Origin of the sequence: Pseudonocardia sp. ICBG1142 (assembly GCF_020496255.1) — a bacterium.
Taxonomy (GTDB): domain Bacteria; phylum Actinomycetota; class Actinomycetes; order Mycobacteriales; family Pseudonocardiaceae; genus Pseudonocardia.
On the sequence record NZ_JAHLJC010000031.1, the window covers coordinates 835,680 to 850,684 of the forward strand.

Sequence of the window (15,005 nt, forward strand, 5' to 3'; positions counted from 1 at the left end):
CGGACCGACGGCAGTCGCGGAGAAGACGGAGACCCCATCGTGATCATCGATCTCCCGTCGAGCACCACCTCGGCGGTCAACCGCAAGCTCGTCGAGCTCCGCGAGTCCGGCGGCGTGTTCGCGCTGGGCCGGGTGCTGACCCTGGTCGTGCTGACCGAGGACGGCCCGGAGCTGGAGCGGGCCGTGGACGCCGCGAACACGGCCAGCCGCGAGCACCCCTGCCGGGTGATCGTGCTGGCCCGCGGGCAGCGCCGGGCCTCGCCGCGGCTCGACGCCCAGATCCGGGTCGGCGGCGACGCCGGCGCGAGCGAGGTCATCCTGCTCCGTGGCTACGGCGCCCTGGCCGATGTGGACGCGGGCGCCGGGATGGTCATGCCGCTGCTGCTGCCCGACGCCCCGGTCGTCGCGTGGTGGCCGAACGAGGCGCCGGCCTCGCCGTCGGAGGACGCGGTGGGCCGTCTCGCGCAGCGCCGCATCACCGACGCGCTGTCGGCGAAGAACCCGGTGAAGGCCTTCGAGGCACGCCGCAAGGACTACGCGCCCGGCGACACCGACCTGACCTGGACCCGCCTCACCCAGTGGCGGGCCCAGCTGGCCGCGGCGCTGGACGTGCCGCCGTTCGAGGGCATCACGTCGGCGGTCGTCGCCGGGGAGGCGGTGTCGCCGTCCACCGAGCTGATCGCGGGCTGGCTCGCCGCGAGCCTGGGCGTGAAGGTGAAGCGCTCGCCGTCGGAGAAGGACAACGGGCTCGCCCTGGTCCGGCTGACGCGCCCCTCCGGTGACGTCGAGCTGGCCCGACCGGACGGCAAGACCGCCCGGCTGAGCCAGCCCGGGCAGCCGGAGCGCCTCATCGCGCTGGCGCGTCGGCAGGTGTCGGACTGCCTCGCCGAGGAGCTGCGCAGGCTCGACCCGGACGAGGTGTACGCCGAGGCCCTCGCCGGGGTGTCGAAGGTGACCCGCGGCCGCACCCCGGTGAAGGTGCGCGCGTGAGCGCCGCGTCGCAGGTCCGGGTCGCGGTGCACCCGGACAAGGACACCCTCGCCGCGGCGACCGCTGCCCGGCTGGTCACCGCGCTGGTGGACCTGCAGGCCGCGGGCACCGTGCCGCGGCTGGTGCTCACCGGCGGCGGGGTCGGGATCGCGCTGCTGCGCGACGTCGCCGCCTCCCCCGCGCGCGACGCCGTCGACTGGGCCCGGGTGGAGCTGTTCTGGGGCGACGAGCGCTTCGTCCCCGCCGACGACGCCGAGCGCAACGACCGCCAGGCCCGCGAGGCGCTGCTCGACGCGCTCCCGCTGGACCCGGCCCGGGTGCACCCGATGCCCGCGGCCCCGCCCGGCGGCGGCACCCGCGAGGACGCGCTGGCCGCCGCGGCCGACTACGCGCGGCTGCTCGACGACCTGGCGGGCCCCGACGACGACGGCATCCCGGCGTTCGACGTGACCCTGGTCGGGATGGGCGAGGAGGGCCATACCCTGTCGGTGTTCCCCGACTCCCCCGCCGTGCACGAGCAGGCGGCGACGGTCGTCGCGGTGTTCGACTGCCCGAAGCCGCCGCCGACCCGGATCTCGCTGACCCTGGCCGCGGCGCGCCGCTCCCGCGAGGTGTGGGTGGTCGCCGCCGGGTCGGGCAAGGCACCGGCCGTCGCGGGTGCGCTCACCGGCACGCCGGAGACCGAGCTGCCGGTCGGCGGGGCCCGCGGCACCGTCACGACCCGCTGGCTGCTCGACACCGAGGCGGCCGCGGAGCTGCCCGACGGGTTCGTCGCCCGGGTGTCCTGACCACGGCCCGGGCGCGGATGTGAGATGCCGCGCCCGGGCGGGGTGCCGCAGGTGGACCTGCGGTTAGGGTCCCCGTCATGCGTATCGGCACCCCGCTCGGCCCGGACCCCACCCGCGTGCTGCTGCTCGGCTCGGGTGAGCTGGGCAAGGAGGTCGCGATCGCGTTCCAGCGCCTGGGCGTGGAGGTCGTCGCCGTCGACCGCTACCCGCACGCACCCGCGCACCAGGTGGCGCACCGCTGGCACGCGATCGACATGACCGACCCGGTGACGCTGGCGACGCTCATCGAGCAGGAGGCGCCCGATCTCGTCATCCCCGAGATCGAGGCCATCGCCACCGGTGCGCTGCTGGAGATCGAGGCGGCCGGGACGACCGTGGTGCCGACGGCACGGGCCGCGAAGCTGACCATGGACCGCGAGGGCATCCGGCGCCTCGCCGCCGAGGAGCTGGGTCTGCCCACCTCCCCCTACGTCTTCGCCGACACCCTCGACGAGGTCCGCGACGCGGTCGCCACGGTCGGGCTGCCGTGCGTGCTCAAGCCGGTGATGTCGTCGTCGGGCAAGGGGCAGTCGGTCCTGCAGAGCGCCGACGACGCCGAGGCCGCCTGGGAGCACGCCCGCACCGGCGCCCGGGTGTCGAACCCGCGGGTGATCGTCGAGGGCTTCGTCGAGTTCGACTACGAGATCACCCAGCTCACCGTCCGGCACGCCGACGGCACCGCGTTCTGCGAGCCGATCGGGCACCGCCAGGAGTCCGGCGACTACGTCGAGTCCTGGCAGCCCCAGCCCATGTCCGACGCCGCGCTGGCCGCCGCCCGCGACGTCTCGGCCCGGATCACCGAGGCACTCGGTGGGTGGGGGCTGTTCGGGGTGGAGCTGTTCGTCCGGGAGGGCCGCGACGGGAGCGGGGACACCGTGTTGTTCTCCGAGGTCAGCCCGCGCCCGCACGACACCGGCCTGGTCACCCTGGCGACCCAGCGGCTCTCGGAGTTCGAGCTGCACGCCCGCGCCGTGCTGGGCCTGCCGGTGGACACCGCACTGCGCTCCCCGGGTGCGTCGGCGGTGGTCTACGGCGGCAAGGACATGGACGCCCCCGCCTACGAGGGCGTCGCCGAGGCGCTCGCGGTCGAGGGCGCGGACCTGCGGCTGTTCGGCAAGCCCACCGCGACCGAGCGGCGCCGGATGGGCGTCGCGGTCGCCCACGCCGACGACGTCGACACCGCCCGGGAGCGCGCGACCCGCGCCGCCAGTCACGTCCGGCCGGTGCCGCGGGACTGACGGCGGGTCCCCGCCGTCGCCCTGGGGAGGGGCCACCGCGGGTAGCCTGGCGGGGTGGCTCGGACCGGACTCGTCGTGGCCGGCGCCGGGGCGCGCGGGGCCTACGAGGCGGGTGCGCTGACCGAGCTCCTTCCGAGGATGGCGAGGACGTGGTCGGCGCCGTCGGTGCTGGTCGGCACGAGCGCGGGCGCGTTGAACGTGGCCGCGCTGGCCGGGCTGGCCGATGCCGCCCCGGACGCCGCGGCCGCCGAGCTCGTCGCCCGGTGGTCCTCGGTGCGCACCGACGAGGTGGTGGCGCTGCCGTCGTCGGCGGTGGAGGCGACCGCGGCCTACCTCGGTGACCTCGCCGGGGTCCCGTCGTGGCTGCGCAGGCTGCTGCTGGTGCCGGACCGGGTGACCCGGCTCCTGGACGCCGACCGGCTGCGCCCGGTGGTGGACCGGGTCGTCGACTGGGACCGGTTGCACGACGCCGTCGCCCGCGGCCGGGTCGACGCCGTCGGCGTGGCGTGCACCGCGGCCGGGACCGGCGGGACCACGGTGTTCGTCGAGCGCGGGCCGGAGGTGGCGCTGCCGCCGTACGACCCGGGGCGCGACATCCGCTACGTCGACGCCCGGCTGGGCCCCGACCACCTGCTCGCCTCGGCCGCGGTGCCGGTGCTGTTCGCGCCGCGCCGCATCGAGGGGGAGGCGGCCGGCTGGTACCTCGACGGCGGGGTCCGGCTCAACACCCCGCTGAAGCCCGCGCCGCGCCTGGGCGCCGACCGGGTCGGGGTCGTCGCGACGACACCGGATGTCCCGTTCGGCGCGTCCGCCGCAGCGCTGTCCCCCGGCGACCGGGTGCCCGACGTGTACGCGGTCGCCGCGCTGGCGCTGCGCATCGTGCTGGGCGCCGGGGTGACCGAGGACCTGCGGACCCTGCGTGCGGTCAACGCGCTGGTCGAGCGCGGCGAGGACCGGCGGCACCGCCGGATCGCGACCTGGTTCGCCGGGCCGCCGGCCGACCGGGCCACCGAGCTGGCGGAGCTGGCCGACGCGGTGCGCCGCCGCGAGTACGGCGGGCTGCGCGCGTTGCGGAACCCGTCGCTGGCCGTGCTGGAACGGCTGGTGGGCGGCGCGGTGCCGGACGCCGACACCACCCACGGCGCGGAGCTGCTGAGCTTCCTGTTCTTCGACCCGGCGTTCGCCGCCGCGGCGGTGGAGCTGGGTGCGGCGCACGCGGCGGGAACCGCACCCGCGGGCGGGGTCGCGCGTCGCCGGACGGCCCGCCCGGCGACGCGCTGACCGGCTCAGACGGCGTCGCTGCCGCGTTCGCCCGTGCGGACCCGCACGATGGTCTCGACCGGCTGCACCCAGATCTTCCCGTCGCCGATCTTGCCCGTGCGCGCCGCCTCGGCGACGGCGTCGACGACCTTGTCGACGAGGTCGTCGTCGACGACGGTCTCGATGCGCACCTTGGGCACGTAGTCCACCGAGTACTCCGCGCCGCGGTAGATCTCGGTGTGCCCCTTCTGCCTGCCGTGCCCGCGGACCTCCCCGACGGTCAGCCCGAGCACGCCGAGGCGTTCGAGCGTGGCGCGGACGTCCTCCAGGGCGAACGGCTTGACGATGGCGGTCACGAGCTTCATCGGGTCTCCCCCACGGGCTCGCGGGTGGCCGGCGTCGCGGGGCGCGAGGCCCCGGCGAGCGCGCGGGTGCCCAGCGACGAGAAGTCGTAGGCGGTCTCGGCGTGCTCGGTCTCGTCGATGCCGGTGGCCTCGTTCTCCTCGTCGATGCGGAACCCGATGGTCACCTTGATCAGGTAACCGAGGACCAGCGCGACGACGAAGGAGTACAGCAGCACCGCGCCCGCGGCGAGTGCCTGACGGCCCAGCTGGGCCAATCCACCGCCGTAGAACAGGCCGTTGTCGCCGGCGGCGGCGGAGTTGACGCTGTTGTCGCCGAAGAAGCCGATGAGCAGGGTGCCCACGATGCCGCCGACGAGGTGGACGCCGACGACGTCGAGGGAGTCGTCGAGGCCGAACCGGAACTTCAGCCCGACGGCCAGCGCGCACACCGCACCGGCGATGAGCCCGATGGCCAGCGCCCCGACCGGCCGCACGAACCCGCAGGCCGGGGTGATCGCCACCAGCCCGGCGACGGCACCCGAGGCCGCACCGAGGGTGGTGGGACGCCCGTCGCGGAACTGCTCCACGAGCAGCCACCCGATCAGCGCGGTCGCGGTGGCGAGCATGGTGTTGGTGAACGCCGTCGCGGCGAGGTCACCGGCGGCGAGCGCGGAACCGGCGTTGAAGCCGAACCACCCGAACCACAGCAGCGCCATGCCCAGCAGCACGAAGGGCAGGTTGTGCGGGCGCATCGGCTCGCGCGGCCAGCCGCGCCGCTTGCCGAGCACGATCGCCAGCGCGAGCGCCGCGGCACCGGCGTTGATGTGCACCGCGGTGCCGCCGGCGAAGTCCTCGGCCTTGAGGGTGTTGGCGATCCAGCCGCCGACGTTGTCCGGGCCGGTGAACCCGTCGAAGGCGAACACCCAGTGCGCGACCGGGAAGTACACGATGGTCACCCAGAGCACGACGAAGGCGGTCCAGCCCCAGAACTTCGTGCGGTCCGCGACGGCGCCGGAGATCAGGGCCGGGGTGATGACCGCGAACATGAGCTGGAACATCACGAACGCCAACGCGGGCAGGGCGTCGGGCCCCGGCCACGGGGCCGAGTCGCTGCCGACGCCGACCATCGCGCCGACGGTGTTCGCCAGCCCCGCGAACTCGCCGCCGCCGAGGAGGCCGCCGCCCACGTCGTTGCCGAAGGCCCAGCTGTAGCCGTACAGCGCCCACAGGACGCTGACCACGGCCAGACAGATGGTGCTCATCATCAGCATGTTGAGCACGGACTTGCTGCGGGTCATCCCGCCGTAGAAGAACGCCAGTCCCGGCGTCATCAACATCACCAGCGCGGCGCTGACCAGCACCCACGCGGTGTCTCCCGCATTCACGCCCACGCGTCCTCCGTCGTCGCAGTTCCCCGACCCCGGCAGGGATCGTTCGCCCGCGGTGTTTCGTGGAGCAACCATGCGTGGTTTCCGATGAGTGTCGGGTCCGGGCACCCGGCGCGGGGCACGCAGACGCCGCCCATGCGACACACGGCACCGACGGCACGGACCGGACCGGGAGCAGGACCGGACCGATGAGTTCCGGCGCGGGGTGCGGTCTCCTCCTGCGACGGCGGCCCCGGCCCGGGACCGCATCACCGAGGGAGACCGTCATGAGCGCCATCCGCACCGAGTACGCGTCCACCACCGCCCGTCCCCGCCGGCCGCGCGCCGCCACCGTGGGCCTGTGGGTGCTGCAGGTGCTGCTCGCCGGGATCTTCGTCATGGCCGCCGTGCCGAAGATCGGCGCCGACCCGGTCGCGGTCGCCGGCTTCGACCTGCTGGGGCTGGGGACGGCCGGGATGGTCGTCGTCGGGTGGCTGGAGCTGGCGGGCGCGGTGGCGCTGCTCGTCCCGCGGTTGTGCGGGCTCGCCGCAACCTGCCAGGTGGTGCTGATGGTGGGGGCCACCGCGGTCACCGTGGTGCTGATGCCCGCGATGGTCGCCTTCCCGGCGCTGACCCTGGTGGCGGTGTGCGTGGTCGCCTGGGCCCGCCGCCACGACACCGCGGCCCTGGTCCGTAGCGTGCGCCGCTGACCGCCCGCACGGTGACGACCCGGCACTCCCGCCACGGGGGTGCCGGGCCGTCGTCACGTGCCCGGGGGCTCAGCCCGTCTCGTCGAGCCGGCCGTGGGTGTAGTCGTCGTAGGCGGCGAGGTCGAGGAAGCCGTGGCCGCAGTAGTTGAAGAGGATCACCTTCTCCTCCCCGGTCTCCTTCGCGGCGAGCGCCTCGTCGATGGTGGCGGCGATGGCGTGCCCGCACTCCGGCGCCGGGATCTTGCCCTCGGCGCGCGCGAACTGGATGGCGGCCTCGAACACCTTGCCCTGCGGGTAGGCGACGGCCTCCATCCGCTCGTCCTTGACCAGCGACGACACCAGCGGCGAGTCACCGTGGTACCGCAGCCCGCCGGCGTGGATCGACGGCGGCACGAAGTCGTGGCCCAGGGTGTACATCGGCATGAGCGGGGTGAGACCCGCGGTGTCGCCGAAGTCGTAGTCGTAGCGGCCCTGGGTCAGCGTCGGGCAGGACAGCGGCTCGACGGCGAGCAGCCGCACGCCGGAGTCCGGCACGAACGGGAAGGAGATGCCGCCCAGGTTGGACCCGCCGCCGCAGGGCGCGATGACGACGTCGGGCAGCCGCTCCCCCGCCAGCGCCAGCTGTTCCTTGGCCTCCAGACCGATCACGGTCTGGTGGAGCAGCACGTGGTTGAGCACCGAGCCGAGTGCGTAGTGGGTGTCGGAGCGGCCGACGCAGTCGCGGACCGCGTCGGAGATGGCCGAGCCCAGTGAGCCGGGCTGGTCGGGCTCGTCGACCGGGGACGGCACGACCTCCCCGCCCCAGGTCTCGATCGCGATCCGCCGGTAGGGCTTCTGCCCGTAGGACGCTCGCACCATGTAGACCTTCAGGTCCAGGTCGAACTGGGCGGACGCGAACGCCAGCGCGGTCCCCCACTGGCCGGCGCCGGTCTCGGTGGTGAGCCGGGTGGTGCCCTCCCGGGCGTTGTAGAACGCCTGGGCCACCGCCGTGTTCGTCTTGTGGCTGCCCGAGGGCGAGATCGACTCGTCCTTGAAGTAGATGCGCGCCGGGGTGCCCAGCGCCTTCTCCAGCCGGGTCGCGCGGACCAGCGGCGTGGGCCGCCAGAGCCGCAGGATGTCGAGGACCTCACCGGGGACGTCGATCCACGGCTCGGCGCTGACCTCCTGCTCGATCAGGGCGGCCGGGAACAGCGGAGCCAGGTCGTCCGGGACCACCGGCTCTCGGGTCCCGGGGTGCAGGGGCGGCTGCGGCGGCGTCGGCAGGTGCGGCACGACGTTGAACCACGCCGAGGGGATCCGGTCCGGGGGCAGCGTCCAGCGGCTCATGACCACCGAATCTAACCGGAACGTGTGCCCGGTCACGACCCGGGCGGTCCGTGGGTTCGGGGTCAGAGCTCCCGGGACGCCCGCAGCCGGCCGAGGGCCTCCTCGAGGATGGCCTCCCCGTCGGCGTCGCTGCGCCGCTCCTTCACGTACGCCAGGTGCGTCTTGTACGGCTCGGTGCGGGGCGCGGCGGGCGGGTTCTCCGCGTCGCGCCCGCCCGGCAGCCCGCAGCGCGGGCAGTCCCAGGTCTCGGGGACCTCGGCCTCCGCGGCGAACCAGGTGTTGTTGACGTGCCCGTTCGCGCAGTAGAAGGGGATGCGCTCGCGCGGGGCGGTCTCGCCCCGCTCGTTCTCGCCCATCGGTCCCGCACCGACCCGGGTACCGCGGATCGCGTTGCCGCCTGCCATGTCCCGCTCCCTCTCGTCCGTCCGACCGTCAGCCGGTGGCCAGCAGCAGGCCGTTGCCGACCACCGCGATGAGCCAGATGAGGCCGACGAAGACCGTGTAGCGAGCGATGTTGCGGTCCGCCGCCGCCGAGCCGGACAGGCTCGACTGCACGCCGCCACCGAAGAGGCTGGTCAGACCACCACCCTTGCTGCGCTGCAGCAGGACCATCGCGATCAGCAGGAGGCTGGTCACGATCAGGATGATCTGGAGGGTCAGGATCACGTGCGCTTCCCCATCAGTGGTCGCTCGCCGGAGTGGCCGAGAATACTCCAGCGGCCCCGGCCCCCTCACGAGGGGACCGGGGCCGCGGTGGTCGTGCCGGTGCTAGTGGTCGCCGGTCACGGGAGCGGGCCGCCCGCGGCGATCGCCGAGAGCTTCGCGAACTCCTCGGCGTCCAGGCTGGCGCCGCCGACGAGCGCGCCGTCGACGTCGGGCCGGGCCACGATCTCGCCCACGTTCGACGACTTCACCGAGCCGCCGTAGAGGATGCGGACGCCGCCGGCCACCTCGTCGGAGTACAGCTCGGCCAGCGTCGCGCGCAGCGCGGCGCAGACCTCCTGCGCGTCGGCCGGACCCGCCACCTTGCCGGTGCCGATCGCCCAGACCGGCTCGTAGGCGAGCACGATCCCGGCGGCCTGCTCCGCGGTGACGCCCTTCAGCGCCGCGCGCAGCTGCTCGGTGCAGTGCTGCACGTGGGTGCCGGCCTCGCGGACGTCCAGGCCCTCACCGACGCACAGGATCGGGGTGAGCCCGTGCTTGAGCGCGGCGTGCACCTTGGCGTTGACGACGGCGTCGTCCTCGCCGTGGATCTCGCGGCGCTCGGAGTGCCCGACGACGACGTAGGTGCAGCCCAGCTTGGCCAGCATGACCCCCGACACGTCTCCGGTGTAGGCACCGGAGTCGTGCGGGGACACGTCCTGGGCCCCGTGCACGAGGCGCAGCTTGTCCCCGTCGATCAGCGTCTGCACGCTGCGGATGTCGGTGAACGGCGGCAGGACGGCGACCTCGACCTTGTCGAGGTAGCGGTCGGGCAGGGCGAAGGCGAGCTTCTGCACCACCGCGATGGCCTCGAGGTGGTGGAGGTTCATCTTCCAGTTGCCGGCGATCAGCGGCTTGCGGGTGGCCATCAGGCGTTCTCCTCCAGCACGGCGACGCCCGGCAGGGTCGCGCCCTCCAGGAACTCCAGGGACGCGCCGCCCCCGGTGGAGATGTGGGAGAAGGCGTCCTCGGCGATGCCGAGCGCCCGGACCGCGGCGGCGGAGTCCCCGCCACCGACGACGGAGAAGGCGTCGCCGTCCGCGATCGCCTGCGCCACACCGCGGGTGCCCTCGGCGAACGGCGCCAGCTCGAACACGCCCATCGGGCCGTTCCAGAAGATGGTCTTCGCGGCGGCGATGCGGGCCGCGAACTCCCGCACCGAGTCGGGCCCGATGTCCAGGCCCATCCAGCCGTCGGCGATCTCCTCGACCGACACCGTCTTCGTGTTCGCGTCCGCGGAGAAGGCATCGGCGACGACGACGTCGGTCGGCAGGACGATCTTGCCGGACTCCAGCAGCGTCCGGCAGACCTCGACCTGGTCGGCCTCCAGCAGCGAGGACCCGACGCCGTGGCCCCGGGCGGCCAGGAACGTGAAGCACATCCCGCCGCCCACGAGCAGGGTGTCGACCTTGGGCAGCAGCGCCTCGATCACAGCGAGCTTGTCCGAGACCTTCGAGCCGCCGAGCACGACCGCGTACGGCCGCTCCGGGTTCCCGGTCAGGGTGCGGAGCACCTCGACCTCGGACAGGACGAGCCCGCCGGCGTAGGGGTCGAGCCGCTGGGCGACGTCGTAGACCGACGCCTGCTTGCGGTGCACCACGCCGAACCCGTCGGACACGAACGCCGCGTCCTCGCCGACCAGGGCGACGAGCTCGTCGGCGAACGCGCCGCGCTCGGCGTCGTCCTTGCTGGTCTCGCGGGCGTCGAACCGGATGTTCTCCAGCAGCACGACGTCACCGGCGGCCATCGAGGGCAGCGGCCTGCCGAGCTCCACCAGGCGCACCGGGGCGCCGAGCAGCTCGCCGAGCCGCTGCGCGACCGGGGCCAGCGAGAGCTTCTCGTCCGGCCCGTTCTTCGGACGGCCGAGGTGCGCGGTGACGACGACCCGGGCGCCGCCCTCGTAGAGGGCGTTGATCGTCGGCACGGACGCGCGGATGCGGCCGTCGTCGGTGATGTTCCGGTCGTCGTCGAGGGGAACGTTCAGATCGCTGCGGACCAGGACGGTCCGGCCCTGCACGCCCTCGGCGACGAGGTCGTCGAGGGTCCTCACAGCTTCGACGCCACCAGACCGGTGATGTCGACGAGCCGGTTGGAGTAGCCCCACTCGTTGTCGTACCAGCCGACGACCTTGACCTGGTTGCCGATGACCTTGGTCAGACCGGCGTCGAAGATCGTCGAGTGCGGGTCGGTCACGATGTCGGAGGAGACGATCGGGTCCTCGGTGTACTTGAGGATGCCCTTGAGCGGGCCCTCGGCGGCCGCCTTGAACGCCGCGTTGATCTCCTCGACCGACGCCTCCTTGCGGACGTCGACGGTCAGGTCGGTGGCCGAGCCGGTGGGGATCGGCACCCGCAGCGCGTAGCCGTCGAGCTTGCCCTTGAGGTGCGGCATGACCAGCGAGATCGCCTTCGCCGCACCGGTGGAGGTGGGGACGACGTTGAGGGCGGCGGCGCGGGCGCGGCGCAGGTCCTTGTGCGGGCCGTCCTGCAGGTTCTGGTCCTGGGTGTAGGCGTGGATCGTGGTCATCAGACCCTTCTCGATCCCGAGCAGGTCGTCGAGGACCTTCGTCAGCGGGGCGAGGCAGTTCGTGGTGCAGGACGCGTTGGAGATGATCGTCTGCGAGCCGTCGTAGTCGCCGTCGTTGACGCCCTTGACGATGGTGATGTCCTCGTCGGTCGCCGGGGCGGAGATGACGACCTTCTTGGCGCCGCCGTCGAGGTGCTTGGCCGCGGCCTCGCGCTTGGTGAAGATGCCGGTCGACTCGACGACGACGTCGACGCCCAGGTCCTTCCAGGGCAGCTCGGCGGGGTCGCGGACGGCCAGGCCCTTGAAGCCCTTGCCGTCGACGACGATCTCGTCGCCGGAGGTGCTGACCTCGTAGGGCAGGCGCCCGAGGATCGAGTCGTACTTCAGCAGGTGCGCGAGGGTCGCGTTGTCGGTGATGTCGTTCACCGCGACGATCTCGATGTCCGTGGTGCCGGCGGCGCGCTGGGCGTCCACCGCCCGCCAGAAGTTCCGGCCGATGCGGCCGAAGCCGTTGACTCCTACGCGGACCGTCACAGATGCCTCCAGGGCTCGTCGTGCCTGTCGTCTTCTCCCCCGGCCCGCCGGGTCCCGGCGGTGGGGTGTGGCAGGTCGATCGCGGGTCGGCACCCGTGCGGGCGCCGGCGCGTGCCGTGCTCGGCAGCCACCCTATCGGCGCATCGGCCGTCGCGACGCCCGTAGGGCCCGTGACCTGCGCCGCGCTCCGCGGTCAGGCACGGTCGGAGCGCTCCGGACGGTCCCCGGTGTGGGGACGGACCGGTACCGGCCGGTATCCGGACACCCGGCGGCCCCGTGCCCGGGCGGGTCACGGGGCCGTCGGGTGGGTGCTCAGGCCAGGCGGAGCAGGCGGCGCCAGCCCGGACGGGTGTCGGGGACGTCGGCGGCGGCGCGCTCGTCGTCGGAGAAGCCCTCGACCGGCTCGTGCGGTCGCCCGGCACGGGCCCGGGTCACGAACGCCGACGCCGCGGACAGTGCGGCGGTCACGCCGGCGGCCCCGGGGCCTGCGGTGATGGTCGCGGTGGCCGGCACACCGAACCGCTCGGCACCGTCGCCCGCGGGGCGCTCGGCGACGGCGACGGCGGCGTCCCCGCCCTCGCCCCGGTTCTCCTCGGACGCGGCCGCCCGGGCACCGGCGGTGGCCGGGATCGTGCCGGTGGTCACGTCGACCAGCACGAACTCCCAGGCGTAGGTGTTCTGCTGGTGGACGATGCGCTCGCGGACCGCGGAGGTGTCACCGACGGCGCCCTCCCCGACGAGCAGGACGACGACCCGCTCGGGGCGGTCGGCCTCGTCGCGGGCGGCGAGCTCGTCGCCGACGGCGCCGAGCAGCCGGGCCGCGCCGCCGCGCAGGTCCGGGCCGCCCAGCGGGCGGAGCTTCGCGGGCAGTGCGGTCCGGGCCTCGCCGGCACCGACCGGGACGGCGGGCGGGTGCGTGCCGTCGGGCAGCGAGCGGGTGAGGTCGTCCCCGGTGGCGACGACGACCTGCAGGTCACCGTCGTGGGCGTCCTGCTCGGCGAGCAGGTCGGCGAGACCGGAGCGCAGTGCGGGCAGGAGCGGCCGCAGCGTGCTGGATCGATCGAGATGGACGGCGAGGAGGGTGGAGCCCGGGATCGTCACGAGGGCATCATGCCCGACGCTGCGCAACCTCTCGTGACGGGGTGTGACCGGGGTCAGCGCCCGCCGCCGTCCTCCTCGAGCATCTCGGCGGTGACGGCGGACTCGGTGTCGGGGATGCCGAGCTCGGCGGCCTTCTTGTCCGCGGTCTGCAGCAGCCGCCGGATCCGGCCGGCCACCGCGTCCTTGGTCATCGGCGGGTCGGCCAGCTGACCCAGCTCCTCCAGCGACGCCTGGGTGTGCTCGGCCCGCAGCCGGCCGGCGGCCTGCAGGTGCTCGGGCACCTCGTCGCCGAGGATCTCCAGGGCGCGGCTGACCCGGGCCGCCGCGGCGACCGCGGCCCGTGCCGAACGGCGCAGGTTGGCGTCGTCGAAGTTCGCCAGCCGGTTCGCCGTCGCCCGGACCTCGCGGCGCATCCGCCGCTCCTCCCAGGACAGCACGCTCTGGTGGGCGCCCATCCTGGTCAGCAGCGCGCCGATCGCGTCGCCGTCGCGGACGACGACCCGGTCGGCGCCGCGGACCTCGCGGGCCTTCGCCGTGACACCCAGCCTGCGTGCCGCGCCGACCAGCGCCAGCGCGGCCTCCGGGCCGGGGCAGGTGACCTCCAGGGCGGAGCTGCGGCCCGGCTCGGTCAGCGAGCCGTGCGCGAGGAACGCGCCGCGCCAGGCCGCCTCGGCGTCGGACAGGTCACCGGAGACCACGGGCGGCGGCAGCCCGCGCACCGGGCGGCCCCGGTTGTCGAGCAGCCCGGTCTGGCGGGCGAGCCCCTCGCCGTCGCGGATCACCCGGATCACGTAGCGGGCGCTGCGGCGCAGCCCGCCCGCGGTGATCACGTGCGCGTCGGCGGTGTGGCCGTAGAGCTCGTGGATCTCGCGGCGCAGCCGGCGGGCGACCGAGCCGGTGTCGACCTCGGCCTCGATCACCACCCGGCCGCCCACGATGTGCAGGCCGCCCGCGAAGCGGAGCAACGAGGCGACCTCCGCACGCCGCGACGACTGCTTGGTGACGGTGAGCCGGCTCAGCTCGTCCTTCACCGTGGCGGTCATGGCCATCGGGAGCTCCTTCCACGCTGCGGGCTGTCGTGCTGCGGGCTGTCGTGGGTGCCGTTCTCCGCCGGGATCCGGCCGGGGGCCAGAGCACCGAACACGTCGACGAGTGCCCCGGCCAGTGCGTCCGGGTCGTGACGTGGGGTCGACGCCCGGGCGTCGGCGACGGCGGCCGACCACACCCGCCCGCCGGGGACCAGCAGGTCGGCGGCGGCCGCGTCCAGCCGGTCCGGCAGGCTCACCGACCCGGCGTCGGCCAGGACGGCGTGCACCCGCAGCCCGGGAGCGTGCCCGGACAGTACTTCAAGGTGCTGTTCGGGGGAGAAGCCGGCGGTCTCCCCCGGCTCGGGGGCCAGGTTGAGCAGCACGACCCGGGCCGCCGCGGTCTCCAGCAGTGCCGCACGCAGCCCCGGCACCAGCAGGTGCGGGAGCACGCTGGTGAACCACGAGCCGGGTCCGAGCAGCACGACGTCGGCGTCGCGCACCGCACGCACGGCCTCGTCGCAGGCCGGCGGGCTCTCGGGCCGCAGCCAGACCCGGCGCACCCGGCCGGGGGTGGCGGCGACGGCGACCTGCCCCCGGATCAGGTGGGCACCGTCCACGCCGTCCAGCGCGACCTCCGCCTCGATGTCCAGCGGCACCCGGGCCATCGGCAGCACCCGCCCGGCACAGCCCATCAGCTCGCCGACGGTCGCCAGCGCCCGCACCGGGTCGCCGTCGCGCTCCAGCAGCCCGGCGAGGAGCAGGTTGCCCACCGCGTGCCCGGCCAGGGCGCCGGTCCCGCCGAAGCGGTGCTGGACCAGCCCGGACCAGAAGCGACCCCGCTCGTCGTCACCGGCGAGGGCGGCCAGCGCCATCCGCAGGTCGCCGGGCGGGAGCAGACCGAGCTCGCGGCGCAGCCGCCCGGAGGAACCGCCGTCGTCGGCGACGGTGACCACGGCGGTGATGTCGGTGACCGGCGGGCACCGGCGCAGCGCGGTCAGCGTGGCGTGCAGGCCGTGCCCGCCGCCGAGCGCGACCACCCGCAGTCCCCCGCC

16 protein-coding genes are annotated in these 15,005 nt (G+C 74.4%); 5 read left to right on the forward strand and 11 right to left on the reverse strand.

Annotated elements, in window-relative coordinates:
* Positions 1-39: 39 nt before the first annotated feature.
* From opcA to KPL59_RS28160, 4 genes are all read left to right on the forward strand, one after another.
* Positions 40-990 (forward strand): glucose-6-phosphate dehydrogenase assembly protein OpcA, encoded by a 951-nt coding sequence (gene opcA / locus KPL59_RS28145; protein WP_020626159.1) that lies wholly within the window; start codon positions 40-42, stop codon positions 988-990.
* Entirely contained in the window at positions 987-1,778 is a 792-nt protein-coding gene (pgl, locus tag KPL59_RS28150; protein ID WP_226362565.1) for a 6-phosphogluconolactonase, read from the forward strand. Before opcA ends, pgl begins: the two co-directional genes overlap by 4 nt.
* Before the next feature lie 77 nt (positions 1,779-1,855).
* Positions 1,856-3,055 (forward strand): formate-dependent phosphoribosylglycinamide formyltransferase, encoded by a 1,200-nt coding sequence (gene purT / locus KPL59_RS28155; protein ID WP_226362566.1) that lies wholly within the window; start codon positions 1,856-1,858, stop codon positions 3,053-3,055.
* A gap of 54 nt (positions 3,056-3,109) precedes the next feature.
* On the forward strand, positions 3,110-4,336 hold the full coding sequence (locus KPL59_RS28160; RefSeq protein WP_226362567.1) for a patatin-like phospholipase family protein: 1,227 nt from the start codon (positions 3,110-3,112) through the stop codon (positions 4,334-4,336).
* A gap of 5 nt (positions 4,337-4,341) precedes the next feature.
* Here KPL59_RS28160 and KPL59_RS28165 read toward each other — a convergent pair whose 3' ends face one another.
* Positions 4,342-4,680, reverse strand: a complete 339-nt coding sequence (locus KPL59_RS28165; protein ID WP_075306119.1) for a P-II family nitrogen regulator — start codon at positions 4,678-4,680, stop codon at positions 4,342-4,344.
* Complete coding sequence (locus KPL59_RS28170) at positions 4,677-5,996, reverse strand: ammonium transporter (protein WP_374111681.1); 1,320 nt, start codon at positions 5,994-5,996, stop codon at positions 4,677-4,679. Before KPL59_RS28170 ends, KPL59_RS28165 begins: the two co-directional genes overlap by 4 nt.
* Before the next feature lie 317 nt (positions 5,997-6,313).
* On the opposite strand from KPL59_RS28170, the gene KPL59_RS28175 reads away from it, so the two are divergent.
* Positions 6,314-6,736 (forward strand): DoxX family protein, encoded by a 423-nt coding sequence (locus KPL59_RS28175; protein WP_226362569.1) that lies wholly within the window; start codon positions 6,314-6,316, stop codon positions 6,734-6,736.
* Between the two features lie 69 nt (positions 6,737-6,805).
* On the opposite strand, the gene KPL59_RS28180 is transcribed toward KPL59_RS28175, so the two are convergent.
* From KPL59_RS28180 to yvcK, 9 genes are all read right to left on the reverse strand, one after another.
* Positions 6,806-8,062 carry a TrpB-like pyridoxal phosphate-dependent enzyme gene (locus KPL59_RS28180; protein ID WP_226362570.1) on the reverse strand — a complete coding sequence of 419 codons (1,257 nt, stop codon included), beginning with the start codon at positions 8,060-8,062 and terminating at the stop codon, positions 6,806-6,808.
* A 62-nt stretch (positions 8,063-8,124) separates the two neighbouring features.
* On the reverse strand, positions 8,125-8,466 hold the full coding sequence (locus KPL59_RS28185) for an RNA polymerase-binding protein RbpA (RefSeq protein ID WP_020627702.1): 342 nt from the start codon (positions 8,464-8,466) through the stop codon (positions 8,125-8,127).
* Between the two features lie 28 nt (positions 8,467-8,494).
* Positions 8,495-8,728, reverse strand: coding sequence for a preprotein translocase subunit SecG (gene secG, locus KPL59_RS28190; protein WP_020627703.1), 234 nt, complete (start codon positions 8,726-8,728; stop codon positions 8,495-8,497).
* 116 nt (positions 8,729-8,844) lie between these two features.
* Complete coding sequence (tpiA, locus tag KPL59_RS28195; RefSeq protein ID WP_226362571.1) at positions 8,845-9,633, reverse strand: triose-phosphate isomerase; 789 nt, start codon at positions 9,631-9,633, stop codon at positions 8,845-8,847.
* A complete protein-coding gene (gene pgk, locus KPL59_RS28200; RefSeq protein WP_226362572.1) occupies positions 9,633-10,814 on the reverse strand; it encodes a phosphoglycerate kinase in 1,182 nt (393 codons plus the stop codon). The genes tpiA and pgk overlap by 1 nt, the downstream gene beginning before the upstream one ends.
* Positions 10,811-11,824, reverse strand: a complete 1,014-nt coding sequence (gene gap, locus KPL59_RS28205; protein ID WP_226362573.1) for a type I glyceraldehyde-3-phosphate dehydrogenase — start codon at positions 11,822-11,824, stop codon at positions 10,811-10,813. Before gap ends, pgk begins: the two co-directional genes overlap by 4 nt.
* Before the next feature lie 312 nt (positions 11,825-12,136).
* On the reverse strand, positions 12,137-12,925 hold the full coding sequence (locus tag KPL59_RS28210) for a hypothetical protein (protein ID WP_226362574.1): 789 nt from the start codon (positions 12,923-12,925) through the stop codon (positions 12,137-12,139).
* A 53-nt stretch (positions 12,926-12,978) separates the two neighbouring features.
* Positions 12,979-13,974, reverse strand: a complete 996-nt coding sequence (gene whiA / locus KPL59_RS28215) for a DNA-binding protein WhiA (RefSeq protein WP_060711951.1) — start codon at positions 13,972-13,974, stop codon at positions 12,979-12,981.
* Positions 13,965-14,996, reverse strand: a complete 1,032-nt coding sequence (gene yvcK, locus KPL59_RS28220; protein ID WP_043280574.1) for a uridine diphosphate-N-acetylglucosamine-binding protein YvcK — start codon at positions 14,994-14,996, stop codon at positions 13,965-13,967. The genes whiA and yvcK overlap by 10 nt, the downstream gene beginning before the upstream one ends.
* Between the last annotated feature and the right edge of the window lie 9 nt (positions 14,997-15,005).

What these genes read in the sequence shown, in the direction of transcription:
- purT (WP_226362566.1), top strand. Translation starts at nt 1,856, where the DNA reads ATGCGTATCGGCACCCCGCTCGGCCCGGACCCCACCCGCGTGCTGCTG.
- KPL59_RS28165 (WP_075306119.1), bottom strand. Translation starts at nt 4,680, where the DNA reads ATGAAGCTCGTGACCGCCATCGTCAAGCCGTTCGCCCTGGAGGACGTC.
- KPL59_RS28170 (WP_374111681.1), bottom strand. Translation starts at nt 5,996, where the DNA reads ATGTTGATGACGCCGGGACTGGCGTTCTTCTACGGCGGGATGACCCGC.
- KPL59_RS28175 (WP_226362569.1), top strand. Translation starts at nt 6,314, where the DNA reads ATGAGCGCCATCCGCACCGAGTACGCGTCCACCACCGCCCGTCCCCGC.
- KPL59_RS28180 (WP_226362570.1), bottom strand. Translation starts at nt 8,062, where the DNA reads ATGAGCCGCTGGACGCTGCCCCCGGACCGGATCCCCTCGGCGTGGTTC.
- KPL59_RS28185 (WP_020627702.1), bottom strand. Translation starts at nt 8,466, where the DNA reads ATGGCAGGCGGCAACGCGATCCGCGGTACCCGGGTCGGTGCGGGACCG.
- tpiA (WP_226362571.1), bottom strand. Translation starts at nt 9,633, where the DNA reads ATGGCCACCCGCAAGCCGCTGATCGCCGGCAACTGGAAGATGAACCTC.
- whiA (WP_060711951.1), bottom strand. Translation starts at nt 13,974, where the DNA reads ATGGCCATGACCGCCACGGTGAAGGACGAGCTGAGCCGGCTCACCGTC.